General features: G+C 67.8%; 16 protein-coding genes and 1 tRNA gene. 10 read left to right on the top strand and 7 right to left on the bottom strand.

Annotated features, from left to right (window positions below):
* Positions 1–48 precede the first annotated feature (48 nt).
* Positions 49–756 carry a 3'-5' exonuclease gene (locus tag MRBLWO13_RS14990; protein ID WP_341974898.1) on the bottom strand — a complete coding sequence of 236 codons (708 nt, stop codon included), beginning with the start codon at positions 754–756 and terminating at the stop codon, positions 49–51.
* Between the two features lie 67 nt (positions 757–823).
* On the opposite strand from MRBLWO13_RS14990, the gene MRBLWO13_RS14985 reads away from it, so the two are divergent.
* Entirely contained in the window at positions 824–1723 is a 900-nt protein-coding gene (locus MRBLWO13_RS14985; RefSeq protein WP_341974897.1) for an alpha/beta hydrolase, read from the top strand.
* Here MRBLWO13_RS14985 and MRBLWO13_RS14980 read toward each other — a convergent pair.
* Positions 1695–2168: an Lrp/AsnC family transcriptional regulator gene (locus tag MRBLWO13_RS14980; protein ID WP_341974896.1), complete on the bottom strand. Its 474-nt coding sequence runs from the start codon at positions 2166–2168 to the stop codon at positions 1695–1697. The two genes, MRBLWO13_RS14985 and MRBLWO13_RS14980, sit on opposite strands and share 29 nt — an antisense overlap.
* Positions 2169–2339: 171 nt before the next feature.
* Between MRBLWO13_RS14980 and pdhA the strand changes: the two genes are divergently transcribed.
* From pdhA to MRBLWO13_RS14965, 3 genes are read left to right on the top strand one after another with little or no spacing between them, the layout of a single operon-like run.
* Positions 2340–3455: a pyruvate dehydrogenase (acetyl-transferring) E1 component subunit alpha gene (gene pdhA / locus MRBLWO13_RS14975; protein ID WP_341974895.1), complete on the top strand. Its 1116-nt coding sequence runs from the start codon at positions 2340–2342 to the stop codon at positions 3453–3455.
* A 2-nt stretch (positions 3456–3457) separates the two neighbouring features.
* Positions 3458–4468: an alpha-ketoacid dehydrogenase subunit beta gene (locus MRBLWO13_RS14970; protein ID WP_341974894.1), complete on the top strand. Its 1011-nt coding sequence runs from the start codon at positions 3458–3460 to the stop codon at positions 4466–4468.
* The gene (locus tag MRBLWO13_RS14965) at positions 4465–5835 is read left to right on the top strand and encodes a dihydrolipoamide acetyltransferase family protein (protein WP_341974893.1); all 1371 of its coding nucleotides are present in this window, start codon (positions 4465–4467) and stop codon (positions 5833–5835) included. The genes MRBLWO13_RS14970 and MRBLWO13_RS14965 overlap by 4 nt, the downstream gene beginning before the upstream one ends.
* A gap of 7 nt (positions 5836–5842) precedes the next feature.
* On the opposite strand, the gene MRBLWO13_RS14960 is transcribed toward MRBLWO13_RS14965, so the two are convergent.
* Together MRBLWO13_RS14960 and MRBLWO13_RS14955 are read right to left on the bottom strand one after the other, a co-directional pair.
* Entirely contained in the window at positions 5843–6427 is a 585-nt protein-coding gene (locus MRBLWO13_RS14960) for a histidine phosphatase family protein (protein ID WP_341974892.1), read from the bottom strand.
* Positions 6424–7254 (bottom strand): Sir2 family NAD-dependent protein deacetylase, encoded by an 831-nt coding sequence (locus MRBLWO13_RS14955; protein WP_341978434.1) that lies wholly within the window; start codon positions 7252–7254, stop codon positions 6424–6426. Before MRBLWO13_RS14955 ends, MRBLWO13_RS14960 begins: the two co-directional genes overlap by 4 nt.
* A gap of 64 nt (positions 7255–7318) precedes the next feature.
* Between MRBLWO13_RS14955 and MRBLWO13_RS14950 the strand changes: the two genes are divergently transcribed.
* Positions 7319–8119, top strand: a complete 801-nt coding sequence (locus MRBLWO13_RS14950; RefSeq protein ID WP_341974891.1) for an RNA methyltransferase — start codon at positions 7319–7321, stop codon at positions 8117–8119.
* A 40-nt stretch (positions 8120–8159) separates the two neighbouring features.
* The gene (locus tag MRBLWO13_RS14945; protein ID WP_341974890.1) at positions 8160–8852 is read left to right on the top strand and encodes a hypothetical protein; all 693 of its coding nucleotides are present in this window, start codon (positions 8160–8162) and stop codon (positions 8850–8852) included.
* On the opposite strand, the gene MRBLWO13_RS14940 is transcribed toward MRBLWO13_RS14945, so the two are convergent.
* The gene (locus MRBLWO13_RS14940; RefSeq protein ID WP_341974889.1) at positions 8832–9683 is read right to left on the bottom strand and encodes an SGNH/GDSL hydrolase family protein; all 852 of its coding nucleotides are present in this window, start codon (positions 9681–9683) and stop codon (positions 8832–8834) included. The genes MRBLWO13_RS14945 and MRBLWO13_RS14940 overlap by 21 nt on opposite strands.
* Positions 9684–9809: 126 nt before the next feature.
* Here MRBLWO13_RS14940 and MRBLWO13_RS14935 point away from each other — a divergent pair, with 126 nt between their 5' ends.
* Positions 9810–11552 (top strand): DEAD/DEAH box helicase, encoded by a 1743-nt coding sequence (locus MRBLWO13_RS14935; protein ID WP_341974888.1) that lies wholly within the window; start codon positions 9810–9812, stop codon positions 11550–11552.
* Positions 11553–11682: 130 nt separating this feature from the next.
* The gene (locus MRBLWO13_RS14930) at positions 11683–12783 is read left to right on the top strand and encodes a VIT1/CCC1 family protein (RefSeq protein WP_341974887.1); all 1101 of its coding nucleotides are present in this window, start codon (positions 11683–11685) and stop codon (positions 12781–12783) included.
* 6 nt (positions 12784–12789) lie between these two features.
* Here the strand turns inward: MRBLWO13_RS14930 and MRBLWO13_RS14925 are convergent, their stop codons facing one another.
* Together MRBLWO13_RS14925 and MRBLWO13_RS14920 are read right to left on the bottom strand one after the other, a co-directional pair.
* A complete protein-coding gene (locus MRBLWO13_RS14925) occupies positions 12790–13881 on the bottom strand; it encodes a PQQ-dependent sugar dehydrogenase (protein WP_341974886.1) in 1092 nt (363 codons plus the stop codon).
* A gap of 61 nt (positions 13882–13942) precedes the next feature.
* Positions 13943–14025, bottom strand: a tRNA-Leu gene (locus MRBLWO13_RS14920).
* Between the two features lie 111 nt (positions 14026–14136).
* Between MRBLWO13_RS14920 and MRBLWO13_RS14915 the strand changes: the two genes are divergently transcribed.
* The gene (locus tag MRBLWO13_RS14915; protein WP_341974885.1) at positions 14137–15432 is read left to right on the top strand and encodes a M20/M25/M40 family metallo-hydrolase; all 1296 of its coding nucleotides are present in this window, start codon (positions 14137–14139) and stop codon (positions 15430–15432) included.
* Between the two features lie 50 nt (positions 15433–15482).
* On the top strand, positions 15483–16307 hold the full coding sequence (locus tag MRBLWO13_RS14910) for an undecaprenyl-diphosphate phosphatase (protein ID WP_341974884.1): 825 nt from the start codon (positions 15483–15485) through the stop codon (positions 16305–16307).
* The last annotated feature ends 4 nt before the right edge of the window (positions 16308–16311 follow it).

The raw sequence follows: 16311 nt of genomic DNA, 5'->3' as shown, positions 1-16311 counted from the left end.
CGGGCGGAAGCAGGAACGACGTTCTTGCTTCCGCCTGCCGTTGGCGCTCTAACCGCGGATCGGCCAGGCGCCGTCCAGTGCGCTCTCCGGGTCAAGGCGGCCGATGCTGACGAAGTACTCGGTCAGGCTTGCCGCCTGCGACCGCGCCCAACCGATCTGGCGGGTGTGCAGTTCGTGCGGCGTGTCCGGCATCTCGAACTGTCGGCCGAGCGCCTGAGCGACGCGCCCGGCAGCGATGGCGTCTGCGGACGCCTCATGGGCGCTGTCCAAGGGCACCGCGTAATGGGCCGCGACGACTTCGAGCGTTCGCTTGCCGCGTCGGTATCGGTCAAAAGCCTTGTCGATCACGAGCGGATCGATGATCGGCGTTGGATCCACCAGCGGGGCAACGCCGTGGCGGAGCGCCTCATGCGTCAGCAGGGAGAAATCATACGAGGCGTTGTACGCGACGATCGGAACGCCCTGTGCCAAGAGCGCACGCAGGGCTGCAGTGATCTCGGCGACGACGTCGCGGGCGGGGCGCCCCTCGCGCCTCGCGTGCTCTGTCGTCACACCGTGGATCGCAGCGGCGCCATCCGGAATCGGAATACCGGGGTCGGCCATCCACGATCGGGCCGCGATCTCATGGCCCTTCGCATCCAGCACGCCGACGTAGGCGGTGACGATGCGATCCGCTGTGACGTCGACTCCCGTGGTCTCCAAGTCGAAGACGCCGACGCGGGTGAGCCAGGGCGGGAGAGGGGACGCGGGGGTCATGGACTCACGGTAGAGCCGGCCGCAGACATTGCCAGGAAGGCGCACGGCCACTCCGTAGACTCGAAGGATGACTGTGCCCTCGCCGTACGCCGACCGTCTGAACCGACTTCCGGTGCAGCGGCTCGAAGCGACGGTACGCGGGGGCACCACGGCGTACTGGGTGTACGGCCCCGCCGACGCCGAGACCACGGTGATCGCCGTGCATGGCTTCCGCGGTGAGCATCACGGGCTCGAACCAGTGCTCGCCTACCTTCCAGAGATCCGCGTGATCGCCCCGGATCTTCCTGGTTTCGGGGAGACCGGCCCGATCCCGGGGCGCACGCACGATCTCGACGAATACGCGGCGTGGCTGACTGAGTTCGCCGCTCAGGTCGCGCCCGGCGCGATCATCCTCGGTCACTCCTTCGGGTCGATCGTCACGTCTGCTGCGGTCGCCGGCGGGCTGGAGACGCCCCGGTTGATTCTGCTGAACCCGATCGGAGCGCCGGCGCTGGAAGGACCCAAGGGCCTGATGACGAGGCTTGCCGTGCTCTACTACGATCTCGGCGCCTGGCTCCCTGCCCGCCTCGGTACCGCGCTGCTGCGCAATCGTCTGATCGTCCGGGTGATGAGCGTATCGATGGCGAAGACGAAGGATGCTGCGCTCCGACGTTTCATCCATGATCAGCACGACACGTACTTCTCCCGGTTCGCCGACCGCGACGTGCTGCGCGACGCATTCGTCGCGAGCGTCTCGCATGATGTGCGGGGGTTCGCGACGGCGATCTCGGTGCCGACCCTGCTCGTCGCCGCTCAGCAGGATGACATCACGCCCATCGAGGCCGAGCGCACGCTGGCGACCCTGTTCGACGACGCCTCACTCGTGGAGATCGCCGACGTCGGGCATCTCATCCACTATGAGACGCCGGCAGAGGCGGCCGGCGCGATCCGGCGTTTCCTCAAGGTTCCCGTCGAGCGAGGCCGATGAGTCCGGCGACCCGGAACGGGATGACCTCGCCCATCGCGAGGGACGTCTCGGTGCGCTCCACGCCTTCGATCGAGAGGATGCGCGCGTCGGTGTCGAACAGGTGCCGCGCGTCGCGGCACGCCACTCGGGCCAGCAGGTCGATCGAGCCGCTGAGGCCGTGCGCCTGCACGACCTCGGGGATGCGCGCGAGCTCGCTGATGATGCGGGGGAGCTCGGTCTGACGCACGCCGATGCTGACGAAGGCCTGCAGCGGGAAGCCGAGCACGTCGGTGGAGAACGAGCGCTCGTAGGAGAGGAATATCCCGCTCTGCTCCAGCCGCGCCATTCGTGCCTGGATGGTGTTTCGAGAGAGGCCGAGACTCTCGGCGAGGGCGACGATCGTGATCCGTGGATCGTCGGCGAGCGCGGCGAGCAGCTCGAGGTCGATGCGGTCTAGTCCGGGCATAGTGCCAAACCTTAGCAGGGTGTGAACCCGCAGAATTGAGCAACATGCTCAAGGGCTTTTCCATTGCTTGAGCGAGGTGTTCAACGGTCGTACGCTCAGAGCATCCGGTGAAGACGCCGGGCCGCAGCGTTTGCGCCCCACAAGGGCCCGCTGAGACTTGGGAGGACGACGATGTCACCGCAGATCACGCCGATCGCCGACACCGCACAGGATCTGGAGCTCACTGAGCGCATCCTGACACCGGACGGCACTCGCATCTCGAACCCCCAGCTGGATGCATACGTCGCCGACGTCGATGCAGAACAGCTGCGGGCACTGCACCGAGACATGATCATTCTTCGCCGCATCGACGCCGAGGGCGTCGCCCTGCAGCGCCAGGGGCAGCTCGGGCTCTGGGCGCCGTGCCAGGGTCAGGAGGCGACTCAGATCGGTACTGCCCGCGCGATCGCTCCGCAGGACTACATCTTCCCGAGTTACCGGGAGACCGGCGTGATCTACGCACGCGGTGCGGCCCCCGGCGACTACGTCCGGATGTGGCGTGGTGAGGAAGGCGCCGGCCACGACCCGTCTGGTCTGCGCGTCGCACCGTTGCAGATCATCATCGGCGCGCAGACCCTGCACGCGGTCGGCTACGCGCTCGGCATCAAGCACGACGGCGCCGACGAGGTCGCAGTGACGTACTTCGGCGACGGAGCCACCAGCCAGGGTGACGTGAACGAGGCGATGATCTTCGCCTCGTCGTACCAGGCTCCTGTCGTCTTCGTCTGCCAGAACAACCACTGGGCGATTTCCGAGCCGGTCGCGCTGCAGTCCCAGTATCCGATCGCCGGCCGAGCGCCGGGATTCGGAATCCCGAGCCTCCGTGTCGACGGCAACGATGTCCTGGCGTGCATGGCGGCGATGCGCTGGGCGCTCGCTCACGCCCGCGCCGGCAAGGGCCCTGCCTACATCGAAGCGGTTACCTACCGCATGGGCCCGCACACCACGGCGGACGACCCGACCCGCTACCGGGAGAGCGCCGAGCTGGATCAGTGGCGCCAGCGCGACCCGATCGCGCGCCTCGAGGCGCATCTGCGCGCAGCAGGTGAGCTCAGCGATGAGCATCTCGCCGAGACTCAGGCCGCGGCCGACGACGTGGCGCGGGACATGCGTGCGGCTTGCCTCGGCATGACGACGCGCCCGCCGCTCGCGGTGTTCGACGGCGTCTACGCCGAACCGCACACCGGGCTCGAGCGTCAGCGCGGCGAGTACGCCGCCTACCTCGCGACGTTCGACGGGGAGGTGTGACGATGACCGAGCTCACTCTGGGCAAGGCCCTCGGGGCCGGCCTGCGTCAGGCCATGCGCGACGACGACAAGGTCGTGCTCCTCGGCGAGGACATCGGCAAGCTGGGCGGCGTGTTCCGCATCACCGACGGTCTGCTCGACGAGTTCGGCGCGAAGCGCGTCATCGACACTCCACTGGCTGAGTCCGGCATCGTCGGCACCGCCGTCGGTCTGGCGTTCCGCGGGTATCGCCCGGTCGTCGAGATCCAGTTCGACGGATTCGTCTATCCGGCGTTCGACCAGATCGTCGCTCAGGTCGCCAAGCTGCACTATCGCACGCAGGGCCGCGTGCGGATGCCGATCACCATCCGCATTCCCTGGGCGGGCGGCATCGGGGCGGCCGAGCACCACTCGGAGTCGCCGGAGGCATACTTCGTGCACACGGCCGGGCTTCGCGTGATCGCCGTGTCCAACCCGGAGGACGCCTATCGCAGCCTCCGCCAGGCGATCGCCTCCGACGACCCGGTGATCTTCTTCGAGCCCAAGCGGCTCTATCACCACAAGGGGGAGGTCGACCTCGATGCCCCGCTCGCGGACGCACCTCCGATGGGCCTCGCCCGTGTGGTGCGTGAAGGCACGGATGCCACGCTCATCACCTACGGCGCCATGGTCTCCACCGCGCTGCAGGCGGCCGAGGCGGCCGAGGACGACGGCATCTCGATCGAGGTCATCGACCTGCGCTCTCTGTCGCCGATCGACTACGACTCCGTCGCTGCATCCGTGCGCAAGACCGGGCGTGTCGTCGTCGCTCACGAGGCATCGCGAGAAGCAGGAGTCGCCGCCGAAGTGATCGCCAGCATCACCGAGCGCTGCTTCGAGTACCTGGAATCCGCACCCCTCAGGGTCACCGGCCACGACATCCCGTACCCGCCGGCCAAGCTGGAGAAGTACCACCTCCCGGATCTCGACCGGCTCCTCGATGCCGTCGACCGGGTTCTGGACCGTCCGAACAGCCTGACGGGGGCCGAAGCATGATCGCCGAGTTCCGACTTCCCGACCTCGGTGAAGGACTCACCGAGGCCGAGGTCGTGCAGTGGCTGGTCGCACCCGGCGACGCCGTCGCCTTGAACCAGACGCTCGCCGAGGTGGAGACGGCGAAGGCCGTGGTCGAGCTTCCGTCGCCCTATGCGGGAACGGTGTCTGCGCTGCATGCGGAGGCGGGGGAGACCGTCGCCGTTGGCGCTCCGCTGATCGAATTCGATGTGGTCGGTGAGGAGCCGTCAACGACGGATGCGCCTGCCCAGGACAAACCGCAGGAGAAGGCGCAGCCGAACCTCGTCGGTTACGGTGCAGCACCGTCGTCTTCCGGTCGCCCCGCTCGTCGAACCCGCCGCGCTTCGGCGGTGTCCGTCTCGGCCGACACCGCAGTGCTCGAAGCAGCCCCGCACGACGCCAGTCCCCGAGCGACCACGGAGCAGGTCCTCGAGCGCCCGCGCTCCACGCCCCCCGTGCGCGCTCACGCGAAGCGTCTGGGCATCGATCTCGTCCTGGTGGCTGCGGAGGTCGGCGATCGGGTGATCACCCGCCGCGACGTCGATGTCTACGCTGAGCGGGTCGGCGCTGCAACGGCCGTCGAAACTCCCGCTGCCGAAGCGATCGGGTTCGCGGCACCGCGGTCGGTCGGATCCTTCGCCGACGCGGAGCGAGAGACGCGGATCCCGATCCGCGGGGTTCGTAAGCACACGGCCGCGGCCATGGTGCAGAGCGCCTTCACCGCGCCGCACGTGACGGTCTTCCACACGGTCGACGTCACGGCGACGATGGATCTGCTCGCGTCACTGCGCGAGGACCGCTCGCTCTCCGGTCATCGGATCGGCCCTCTCGCGATTATCGCGAAGGCCGTGTGCCTCGCGTTGGGGCGCACCCCGGGCTTGAACTCGAGTTGGGACGAAGCTGCGGCAGAGATCGTGCAGCACCACTTCGTCGACCTCGGCATCGCCGCAGCGACGGAGCGAGGGCTCATCGTCCCGAACATCCGAGACGCGGAACGGCTCACACTCGTCGAACTCGCCGATGCGTTGCGCTCCCTCGCGGAGACCGCGCGCGCCGGGAAGACGTCACCGGCGGAACTCGCCGGCGGGACCTTCTCGATCTCGAACATCGGCGTCTTCGGCGTCGATGCGGGCACTCCGATCCTGCCGCCGGGACAGTCCGGAATCCTCGCGGTCGGCGCGGTCCGCCGACAGCCGTGGGAGTACCGCGGCGAGATCGCGCTGCGTCAGATGATGACGCTGAGCCTCTCCTTCGATCACCGTCTCGTGGACGGCGCGGAAGGGGCGCGATTCCTCAAGGATGTCGCCGACATCCTGGAGGAACCGGGGCGGGCGATGCTGCTCAGCTGACGATCTGTCAGAGGACGGCGTGCTCGAGCAGGCGCAGCGATCCGGGGGACGCCTCGAATCGGTGCACTGAGCCGTTGCGGAGCGGTTCGCCGTCCCGAGGCAGAGTGCCGCCCGAGACATGGTCGATCAGCGAACGGATCACGCCGCCGTGGGTCACGACGATGACGGACTCGGCGAGGGGCGCCGAGCGGCGACGCGCGTCCCTGGCGATCCGATGAAGCGCCGACATGGAGCGATCGCAAACCTGGGCGAGCGACTCCGCACCAGGCACGTCGGAGAGCCAATCGCCGTAGGTCTGGATGTAGTCGGTGACCAGCATCCCCTCGCCCGCACCGAACTCCCGCTCCCGCATGTCGGGAACGAGCAGCGGCGTGTCGAGGCCGAGCTCCGAAGCGATGATCTGCGCGGTCTCGTGTGCGCGCACCAGAGGACTGGCATAGATCGTGTGGTGCGTTCCATCGGCGAGGAGCGCGGCCGCCGTGCGTGCATCGGCGCGTCCGGTGTCGTTCAGAGCGATGTCCGTGGTGCCCTGGATACGGCGGTCGAGGTTCCAATCGGTCTGACCGTGGCGGACGAGCGTGAGCAGGGTCACTTCAACAGCTCCTGGAGGGCAGGGAGCACATCGCTGGTGCCCGCGGCGATGGTGACATTCGCCCACGGGTCCGCGCGAGTCGGCTCTCGGTTGACGATGATCAGCGGAATGCTGCGGCGGCGAGCGCGTTCGATGAGACGCACGCCCGAGTTGACGACGAGCGAGGAGCCGGCCACGATCAGGGCGCTGCTGGCGCGCAGCAGCGACTCGGCGGCGCGGAACCGGTCCGGCGGTACATACTCGCCGAAGAAGACGACGTCCGGTTTGAGCATCCCGTCGCACACCGTGCACGTCGGGATGACGAAGCCCGCGGTCGTCTCCGGCAGGACATCGCCGTCCGGGGCGAGCGCCACGTTCTCGGGCACCGCGATCCAAGGGTTGCGTTCTTCGATCTGCACAGCGACGTCACGACGGTCGAAGACCTGACCGCAGTGCAGACAGAAGACACGGCGCATCGTCCCATGCACCTCGATGACGTGCGAGCTCCCGGCGCGCAGGTGCAGTCCGTCGACGTTCTGCGTGATCACGCCGCTGACGACGCCGGATGACTCCATCTCGGCGAGCGCGACATGGCCGGCGTTCGGTGCCGCATTCGCGAACGCGCGCCAGCCGAGATGCCCACCGACCCAGTACCGGCGGCGAGCAGCCTCATCGCCCAGGTAGGTCTGGATCGTCATGGGATCGCTGCCGGGACGTGCGCCCTCGCCACGATAGGCGGGAATGCCGGAATCCGTCGAGATGCCCGCTCCGGTGAGGAGTGCGATCCGGTGCCCGCGGAGCAGATCAGCGGATTCGACGAGGCGAGCCTGAAGCTCTTCGTCTGTCATCGCGCTCACGGCACCTCCTCGAGTGATTCTACGATGCCCGCGGGACGTGTCAGGCTGGACGCCTATGGAACTCGTGCACGTCGACACCGCGGACGACCCGCGCCTGGACGACTATCGATCGCTGACCGAGGTCGCTCTGCGCCGCGTTGTGGAGCCCGCGGGCGGCCTGTACATCGCGGAATCAGCGAAAGTCATCGCCCGCGCGTGCGCCGCGGGGCATCGTCCCCGGTCGGTCATGGTGCAGCAGCGTCGAGTCGACGAGATCCGGACGATCCTTGATGGCGCGCCGGTTCCGGTCTACGTGGTTCCGGACGACGTGGCGGAGAGCGTCACCGGGTTCGCCGTGCATCGAGGCGCGATCGCTTCGATGCACCGGCCCGTGCTCCCGTCTGTCTCCGATGTCGTGAAAGACGCCTCCCTGGTTCTGATCCTGGACGACCTCGCGGATCACACGAATGTCGGCGCCGCCTTCCGTGCGGCCGCGGGGCTCGGAGCGGATGCCGTGCTCGTGTCTCCGCGGTGCAGCGATCCGCTGTACCGGCGAAGCGTACGAGTGAGCATGGGCACGGTGTTCCAGGTGCCGTGGACACGGCTCGGAGAATGGGATGCCGCGGCGGAGGAACTGCATGCAGCGGGTTTCGAGCTCGCGGCCCTCGCGCTGAGCGATGACGCGGTGACGCTTGACGCGTATGCGGCGGATCGCCCGCCCCGGGTGGCGCTGGTGATGGGGTCCGAAGGCCACGGTCTTTCGGAGCGCGCGCTGGAGGTCGCGGATGCGGTCGTCACGATCCCGATGCGTGGGGGAGTGGATTCCCTCAACGTCGCTTCAGCGGCGGCGGTGGCGTTGTGGTCGCTGTCGCGCTGACGTTCTTGCCCCAACGAGGGGACTGCCGCAGACTCGGATGATGGAGTTCGCGGGAGTTCTGCCACCGGATGCACCGGATCCGTTCGCCCAGGCTGAAGCGAGGGTACGGGCGCTTCCGTTTCCGGTCTGGGGACTCGGCGCGCAGCCTTCGCTCGAGGACGATCGCTCACCGGGTCTCGGAACTGTCGGGGGTTCCGGCGGACCCGGAGAGCTCGAGGTTGCGGTTGGATACACCGTCTGGCGGAACCCGCAGGACCGTGACGATCCTGTCAATCTCGCCGAACTCGACGAGCAGACCCGCGCGGCTCTCGACGAGGTTCCGCCCTGGCCCCGGCCGGACTGGCTCGTCCGAGGGGCCGAGAAGATGCGCTATCCCCGCATCTGGGAGGCGGTGCGCACGACGTGGCGCCGAGATCCGACCCCTGAGGATCTCGGCAACCAGATCATCCACCATACGAACCACATTCTGATGAACCGATTCCGGGAAGAGCTCGGCATACCCGCCGGCCCACCCGGACCTTTCGAGACGACCGGGTGGCAGGTGACGCCGGCGGCGGTGAACACCGCGGCATCCGTCGTGGTCGATGGGACTCGAATCCCGTCCGTCGAGATCGACACAGACCCGTTCGTCTACGCGATCGGCGTCAGGATGGCCGACGACCTCGTCGTCACCGCGGTCGTCCCACGCGAGTTCCTCCCGCTGATCGAGGTCTCACTCGCTCGGCGGGTCTGACGTGTAGTCGGCCTGCGGCCAGACGACCGGCGCGGGATCGGGTCGCTTGGCCCCGATGTTGTCCCCAGATGACTGGTGACGAATGCGCCGGAGCACCCACGGCACCAGGTGCTCGCGTGCCCAGCCGAGGTCTTCGGAGCGGGCCTCGCGCCAGGTGCGCATCGGGATGGCTTCCGGCTGCATGGCGGAGAGGTCGTTCGGGACGTTCAGGGCGCGCAGCGCCATCCGCGCCACTTCGTGGTGGCCGAGTGCGTTGTAGTGCAGGCGGTCGTCGTCGAAGAAACGCAGATCCTGCACGACCTTGAGCGCCCACTGATCGGCGATGATGCAGTCGTGCCGATCGGCGATCGCGCGCACGTTCTCGTTGTAGATCGCGACTTTTCCTCGGAACGGACGGAACACCGGCGTGAACCCCGTATCGATGCCGGTGAACAAGAGCACGGATGCGCCGGTCGAGGCGAGGCGGGCGACCGCATCCTCGAGTTGGGCGGCGATGGCGTCCGGATCGGTGCCGGGCCGGATGACGTCGTTCCCGCCCGCACAGATCGACACGAGGTCCGGGCGCAGCGAGACGGCGGGCTCGATCTGGTCCGCGACGATCTGAGCTATCAGCTTCCCGCGCACCGCGAGATTCGCGTAGGCGAAGTCATCGACCTGCTGAGCAAGAACCGCGGCGACGCGGTCGGCCCAACCGCGGTGTCCGCCAGGGGCAGCGGGATCGGGGTCACCGATTCCCTCGGTGAATGAATCCCCGACGGCGACGAAACGTCGCCACGGGTGGACCGTCTCGTTGTCGAGGGGTGAGGTCCGAGTCGAATCCTGGTCGGTCATCCAGCTCTCCTTCGCGAACGAACGCCGTCCGGCGGTGGCCACGGCGCAGTGACCGAGCCTACCTCGCACCGAGCGCCGGGGGAGCGCGCGCGAGGAATGTCGGACACAGCGATTATCGTTGACTCGATGCTCTCTCCGTCTTTCCCCCAGCGCGCCCCGTGGGGGACGGCCGACAAGCTCCGCGCCTGGCAGCGGGAGGCGCTCGACGCGTATTTCCAGGCCGATCAGCGCGACTTCCTGGTGGCGGCGACACCGGGCGCAGGTAAGACGACCTTCGCGCTCACGCTCGCCGTCGAGCTGCTGCGCATCGGTGAGGTCGACCGGATCATCGTCGTGGCGCCGACCGAGCATCTGAAGACCCAGTGGGCGGATGCCGCCGCTCGCGTCCACATCCGGCTCGACCCGCGGTTCAAGAACAGTCACTGGGCGCCGGCGCGGCACTACCACGGTGCGGTCGTCACGTACGCCCAGGTCGCGGCGAAGTCATCCGTGCACCGTCACCTCACCGAAGACGCCAAGACGCTGGTGATCCTCGACGAGGTGCATCACGGCGGCGACGCGCTGAGCTGGGGCGATGCCATTCGCGACGCCTACGGCCCGGCGCGGCGCCGTCTGCTGCTGTCCGGAACGCCGTTCCGCAGCGATACCGCGCCGATTCCGTTCGTCGACTACCTGCCGGACGAATCCGGCGCGCGCGTCTCCAGCACTGATTACCGCTATGGCTACGGTCGCGCTCTCGCGGACGGCGTCGTGCGGCCTGTGCTGTTCCACATGTACGCGGGCAAGATGCGCTGGCGCACCAGCGCGGGTGACGAGATCGAGACGCATCTCGGCCAGGACAACACGAAGGATGTCACGTCGCAGGCGTGGCGGACGGCTCTGGACCCTGAAGGCGATTGGATGCCCGCGGTGCTGTCGGCTGCGGACCGCCGGCTCACCGAGATCCGCCATCACGTGCCGGATGCCGGGGGACTGGTCCTCGCCACCGACCAGACGGTGGCGCGTGCCTACGCGAAGATCCTGCACAGCATCACTCGTCAGCATCCGACGGTCGTCCTCTCCGACGACGCGACGGCCTCTGAGCGCATCGAGAAGTTCAGCGCGAGCACCGACCGCTGGATGGTCGCGGTGCGCATGGTGTCCGAGGGTGTGGATGTGCCTAGGCTCGCCGTCGGCGTGTACGCGACGTCTTCCTCGACGCCGCTGTTCTTCGCACAGGCGATCGGACGCTTCGTGCGTGCGCGGCGCCGAGGCGAGGCCGCGAGCGTGTTCCTTCCCAACGTCCCCGTGCTGATGGGCCTCGCCAACGAGATGGAGAAGCAGCGCGATCACGCGCTGGATCGCCAGAGCAAAGACGAGGACGGTCTCGACGACTCGCTCCTGGACAGTGCGAACCGCGAAGAAGACGCCTCAGACGCCCTGACGCAGGAGTTCAGCTACAAGGCGATCTCGTCGCTCGCCCACTTCGACCGTGTCGTCTTCGACGGCGACGAGTTCGGCCAGCTCGCCGAGCCCGGTACGCCCGAGGAGGAGGAGTTCATCGGATTCCCCGGCCTGCTCGAGCCGGAGCACGTGCACGAGCTGCTGATGCAGCGACAGGCGCGCCAATCACGATTGCGCGAGACACGCGAAGCGAACACCGAACCCACCGCGACCTCCACGTTGCCCGCGCCGCTGCACCGCACCCTTCGAGAGCAGCGACAGCTGTTGAACAGCCTCGTCGGGCTCTACGCCCGCCAGGCCGGAGAACCGCACGGTGCGGTGCATGCCGAGCTCCGGCGCATCTGCGGCGGTCCCGCGGTCGCACAGGCGACCGTGACGCAACTGCAGTCACGGATCGATGTCCTTCGCAAACGCGTGCGGTCGTAGTTCCGGTCTCGAGCAGACCCGTCCGCCGGCCCGTTCGGATGCCCGAAATGCTGGCAATCCGGGCATCCGGCCGTATCCGGTCCCGCCGCGCGGATAGCGTGGAACGGTTGCCCATCGACCTGGAGGTTCCATGACCGCGCCCGCTGCCGCCGAGCCGACCGCAGCCGATCGCCGCCGCTGGGCCCGTTACCTGGTGGAAGAGCGAGCGGAGGGACTCGTCTATCAGAAGCTCGCCGCGCGACGAACCGGCGAAGAACAGCAGATCCTGCTCCATCTCGCTGATGCCGAACGCCGTCACGAGCAGCACTGGCTCGACCTGCTCGGCGGAGAACCCGCACGTCTTCCCAGCGCCGGCGCGCGTTCTCGGATGCTCGGTTGGATGGCCGGTCGCTTCGGCTCGATCTTCGTTCTGGCCCTCGCGCAGAACGCCGAGGCACGCTCGCCCTACGACGCTGAGCAGTACGCCACACCGGCGATGCGGGCAGATGAGAAGGTCCACTACGAGGTCGTCCGAGGACTCGCCGCGCGGGGCCGACGGCGGCTTTCCGGCTCCTTCCGTGCCGCCGTGTTCGGCGCGAATGACGGACTGGTCAGCAACCTGGCCCTGGTGCTCGGCATCGGTGCGACCGGGGTGAGTTCGGGATTCGTGCTCTTCAGTGGCATCGCCGGTCTGCTCGCCGGAGCGCTCTCGATGGGCGCGGGGGAGTTCGTGTCGGTGCGCTCCCAGCGCGAGCTCCTCGCATCCACGGAGGCGAATGAGGACGCAGCGGATGCCGCGGCCGACCTCGACATCGACGAGAACGAGCTCGCGCTGGTCTACCGGGCGAGGGGGATGGCCCAGGAGGAGGCGCTGGCGCGGGCGCGCCGCGTCGTCGCGGCGGCGCAGGAAGGCGTGCGTCGAACGGTCACCGGACCTGTCCGCGTCCACGGTGCATCCGATGACCATGAGATCGTCGGCCGAGATTGGACGGCGGCGATCTCGAGTTTCCTGCTGTTCGCGTCGGGGGCGATCATTCCGGTTCTGCCGTGGCTGTTCGGCCTGCAAGGAACCACAGCCATCATCGTGGCACTCGTGCTCGTCGGCATAGCGCTGCTGTCGACGGGAGCCATGGTCGGCATCCTCTCCGGCGGCCCCCCTCTGCGTCGCGCACTCCGCCAGCTGGCCATCGGGTTCGGGGCAGCTGCCGTCACCTACGTGCTCGGCTTGGTCTTCGGCGTCGGAGCGCTCTGACGTCGCTCAGTCGAGCTGAAGCAACCGGTCGTCGTCCTCGCCGGGGTCCCCGCGCCCATCGGTGTTGTTCGTGAGCACCAACAGGGCACCGTCCGGGGTCTCGACGACATCGCGCAGCCGCCCATTCGTGCCGACGAGAATCTCCGACGAGGTCGACGGATCGTCCAGGGGCACGACACGGAGTCGCTCACCGCGCAGATTCGCGATATAGAGCATCCCTCCGCGAATGGCGATGCCGCTCGGGCTCGCATCAGCTGGCGCCCACTGCTGCACGGGGTCGACATAGTCTGGTGAGCCGGCGATGCCCTCGACCTCGGGCCACCCGTAGTTCTCCCCGGCAGCGATGACGTTCAGCTCATCCCAGGTGTCCTGTCCGAACTCCGAGGCGTACATGGTGCCGTTCTTCGACCATGCGATGCCCTGCGGGTTGCGGTGGCCGTAGCTGTACACGGGGGAGTCGGGGAAGGGGTTGTCGGCGGGGATTGCGCCATCCGGTGTGAGTCGCAGGATCTTTCCACCGAGACTGTCGCGATCCTGCGCGCTGTCCGGATCCCCGGCGTCGCCGGTCGTGGCGTACAGCATCCCGTCGGGGCCGAAGGCGATCCTGCCGCCGTTGTGATTTCCGGCCGATGGCAGGCCGTCGATGATCGTCTCCACTGCGCCGATCGACAGGGATCCCGGCTCGCCGGTGAGGCGGAAACGCTGGATGCGATTGCCGTCGCTGCCCGTCGAGTAGACGTAGAGGGAGGTGTCGTCGTGCACGGCGAGTCCGAGCAGGCCGCCCTCGCCTCTGGCGGTGACGCCGCCTACGGTGCCCACCTCGCGCGTCGAACCGTCGGCGAGCAGTTCGCGCACGATCGCCGTGTCGCGCTCGCTGATGAGTGCGGTATCGCCCGCGAAGACGACCGACCACGGCGCATCGAGACCGGAGGCGATGACGGTCGGTTCTCCCGTGCCTATCGGACCAGGCGATGAGCTTGTCGGACCGGGTGACGAGGAGGAACCGGGGTTCCCGGACAGAACCGGCTGCGTGCACGCTGTGAGCAGCACCGCTGACACGACGAAGAGGGAGAGCATCCCGCGTTTCGGTCCTGGCATGGCGACTCCGATCACCCTGGATACGAAGAAGGCCCCCTCTCGGGGGCCTTCTCCATACCTGTGCGCGGAGGGGGACTTGAACCCCCACGCCCTTGCGGGCACTGCGACCTCAACGCAGCGCGTCTACCATTCCGCCACCCGCGCAGGTGTTGGATGATCGTTGCCGACCGAAGAATGACACTAGCACGATCCGCGAGACTGTTCGAACCGGGGCAGCGCCCGGGCGTGGCACGTCGTTTCGATAGCCTGGGATGCATGATCGATCCTTCCGTCCCCGAGGTCGTCCGCATCGCGAGCGAACTCATCCGCTTCGACACCTCGAACTTCGGAGGTGGCAACGCGAAGGGTGAGCGCGAGGCAGCCGAGTACGTCGGCGCGTACCTGGAATCGCTCGGATTGACGCCGGAGTACTACGAGCCGATCCCGCGGCGCACCAACGTCATGGCGCGCGTCCCCGGCCGTGACCGCACGAAGCCGGCGCTGGTCGTGCACGGCCACCTCGACGTCGTGCCCGCGATGGCGGAGGACTGGAGCGTTGACCCGTTCGCCGGCATCGTGCAGGACGGGATGTTGTGGGGCCGCGGAGCGGTCGACATGAAGAACATGAACGCGATGATCCTCACCTCGGTTGCCGACATCCTGCGTGCGGGGGAGCAGCCGGAGCGCGACCTCGTTCTGGCGTTCTTCGCCGATGAGGAGAACGGCGGAGTCGAAGGCTCGGCGCTGGTCGTCCAGAACCGGCCGGAATGGTTCGCCGGAGCGACGGAGGCCATCAGCGAGGTCGGCGGATATTCGATCACGGTCGACGACCGGCGCGCGTACCTGCTCCAGGTCGGCGAGAAGGCGCTCATCTGGATCCGCCTCGTCGCCAAGGGGCGAGCAGGCCACGGGAGCAGGCTGCACGAAGACAACGCCGTCACCAAACTCGCCGAGGCGGTCGCCGCGATCGGGCGCACCCGCTGGCCGATCCGGCTCACAGCGACGACCGAGGCGCTGTTGGACGGTCTCAGTGCCTTGAGCGGTCGCCCCGTGGACGATCCGGACGCTCTGGCTGCCGCCGCCGGCCCCGCCGAGGCATTCCTGCGCTCCACGTTCCGCACCACCACGAACCCGACCGTTCTCACCGCCGGATACAAGCACAACGTCATCCCGGAGCGCGCAGAGGCGCTCATCGACGTGCGCGTCATCCCCGGCACCGAGGACGACGTGCTCGCGCAGCTGCAGGAGATCGTGGGCGACGAGATCACCATCGAGACGGTGGTCCGCGACATCGGCATGGAAACGCCCTTCAGCGGCGATCTCGTGGAGGCGATGGTCGCGAGCCTCGGACGGCACGATCCCGGTGTTCCGGTGATTCCGTACCTGCTGGGCGCCGGAACCGACAACAAGGCGCTGTCCTACCTCGGCATCACCGGGTACGGCTTCGCCCCTCTCCGGCTGCCGGCCGATCTGGACTTCACCGGGATGTTCCACGGAGTCGATGAACGCGTGCCCGTAGAATCACTTGTCTTCGGCCAGCAGGTGCTGACCGATCTGCTGCGCCATTACTGAGCGCGCATCCACCGCACCTGCGCCGCTCCACGAACACAGAAGGCCCCGCCATGCACCTGCTTGAAGCGCTCATCCTCGGCATCGTTCAGGGACTCACCGAGTTCCTGCCGATCTCCTCCAGCGCGCACCTGCGCATTCTCGGAACTTTCCTGCCTTCCGGTGAGGACCCGGGGGCCGCCTTCACCGCGATCACGCAGATCGGCACCGAGGCCGCCGTCGTCGTGTTCTTCTGGCGCGACATCGTGCGGATCATCTCGCAGTGGTTCCGTTCCCTGACCGGGAAGGCGCCGCGAAACGACCCGGATGCACGGATGGGATGGCTGATCATCATCGGCAGCATCCCGATCGTCGTGCTCGGCCTGCTCTTCCAGGATCAGATCGAGACCGTCTTCCGCTCGCTGTGGCTCATCGCCATCATGCTCATCGTCTTCGGCATCCTGCTCGGAATCGCGGACTACGTCGGGGCGAAGCGGCGCAAGCTGAACGAGCTCACCGTCCCGCACGGCATCGCGTTCGGTCTCGCGCAGTCGCTGTCGCTGATCCCCGGTGTCTCGCGCTCGGGCGGAACGATCACGATCGGGCTGTTCCTGGGCTACGAGCGCGCGGCTGCCGCGCGCTACGCATTCCTGCTGGCGATCCCTGCCGTCTTCGGCAGCGGCTTCTATCAGCTCTTCAAGAGCTGGGATGAGCCGTCGATCTTCTCGTTGGGCGACACCCTGGCCGCGACCGGAATCGCGTTCGTCGTCGCCCTCGGCGTGATCGCGTTCTTCATGAACTGGATCTCGAAGCGCAGCTTCCTGCCGTTCGTGATCTACCGGATCCTGCTCGGCGTCGCGCTGCTCGTCCTGCTCGGCACCGGAGTGATCGCCGCCTGAGCGC

Source organism: Microbacterium sp. LWO13-1.2, from assembly GCF_038397725.1.
In the GTDB taxonomy this organism is placed as follows: domain Bacteria; phylum Actinomycetota; class Actinomycetes; order Actinomycetales; family Microbacteriaceae; genus Microbacterium.
Note: the sequence above shows the minus strand (reverse complement) of the source record. Positions and strands in the feature narration are given on the sequence as shown.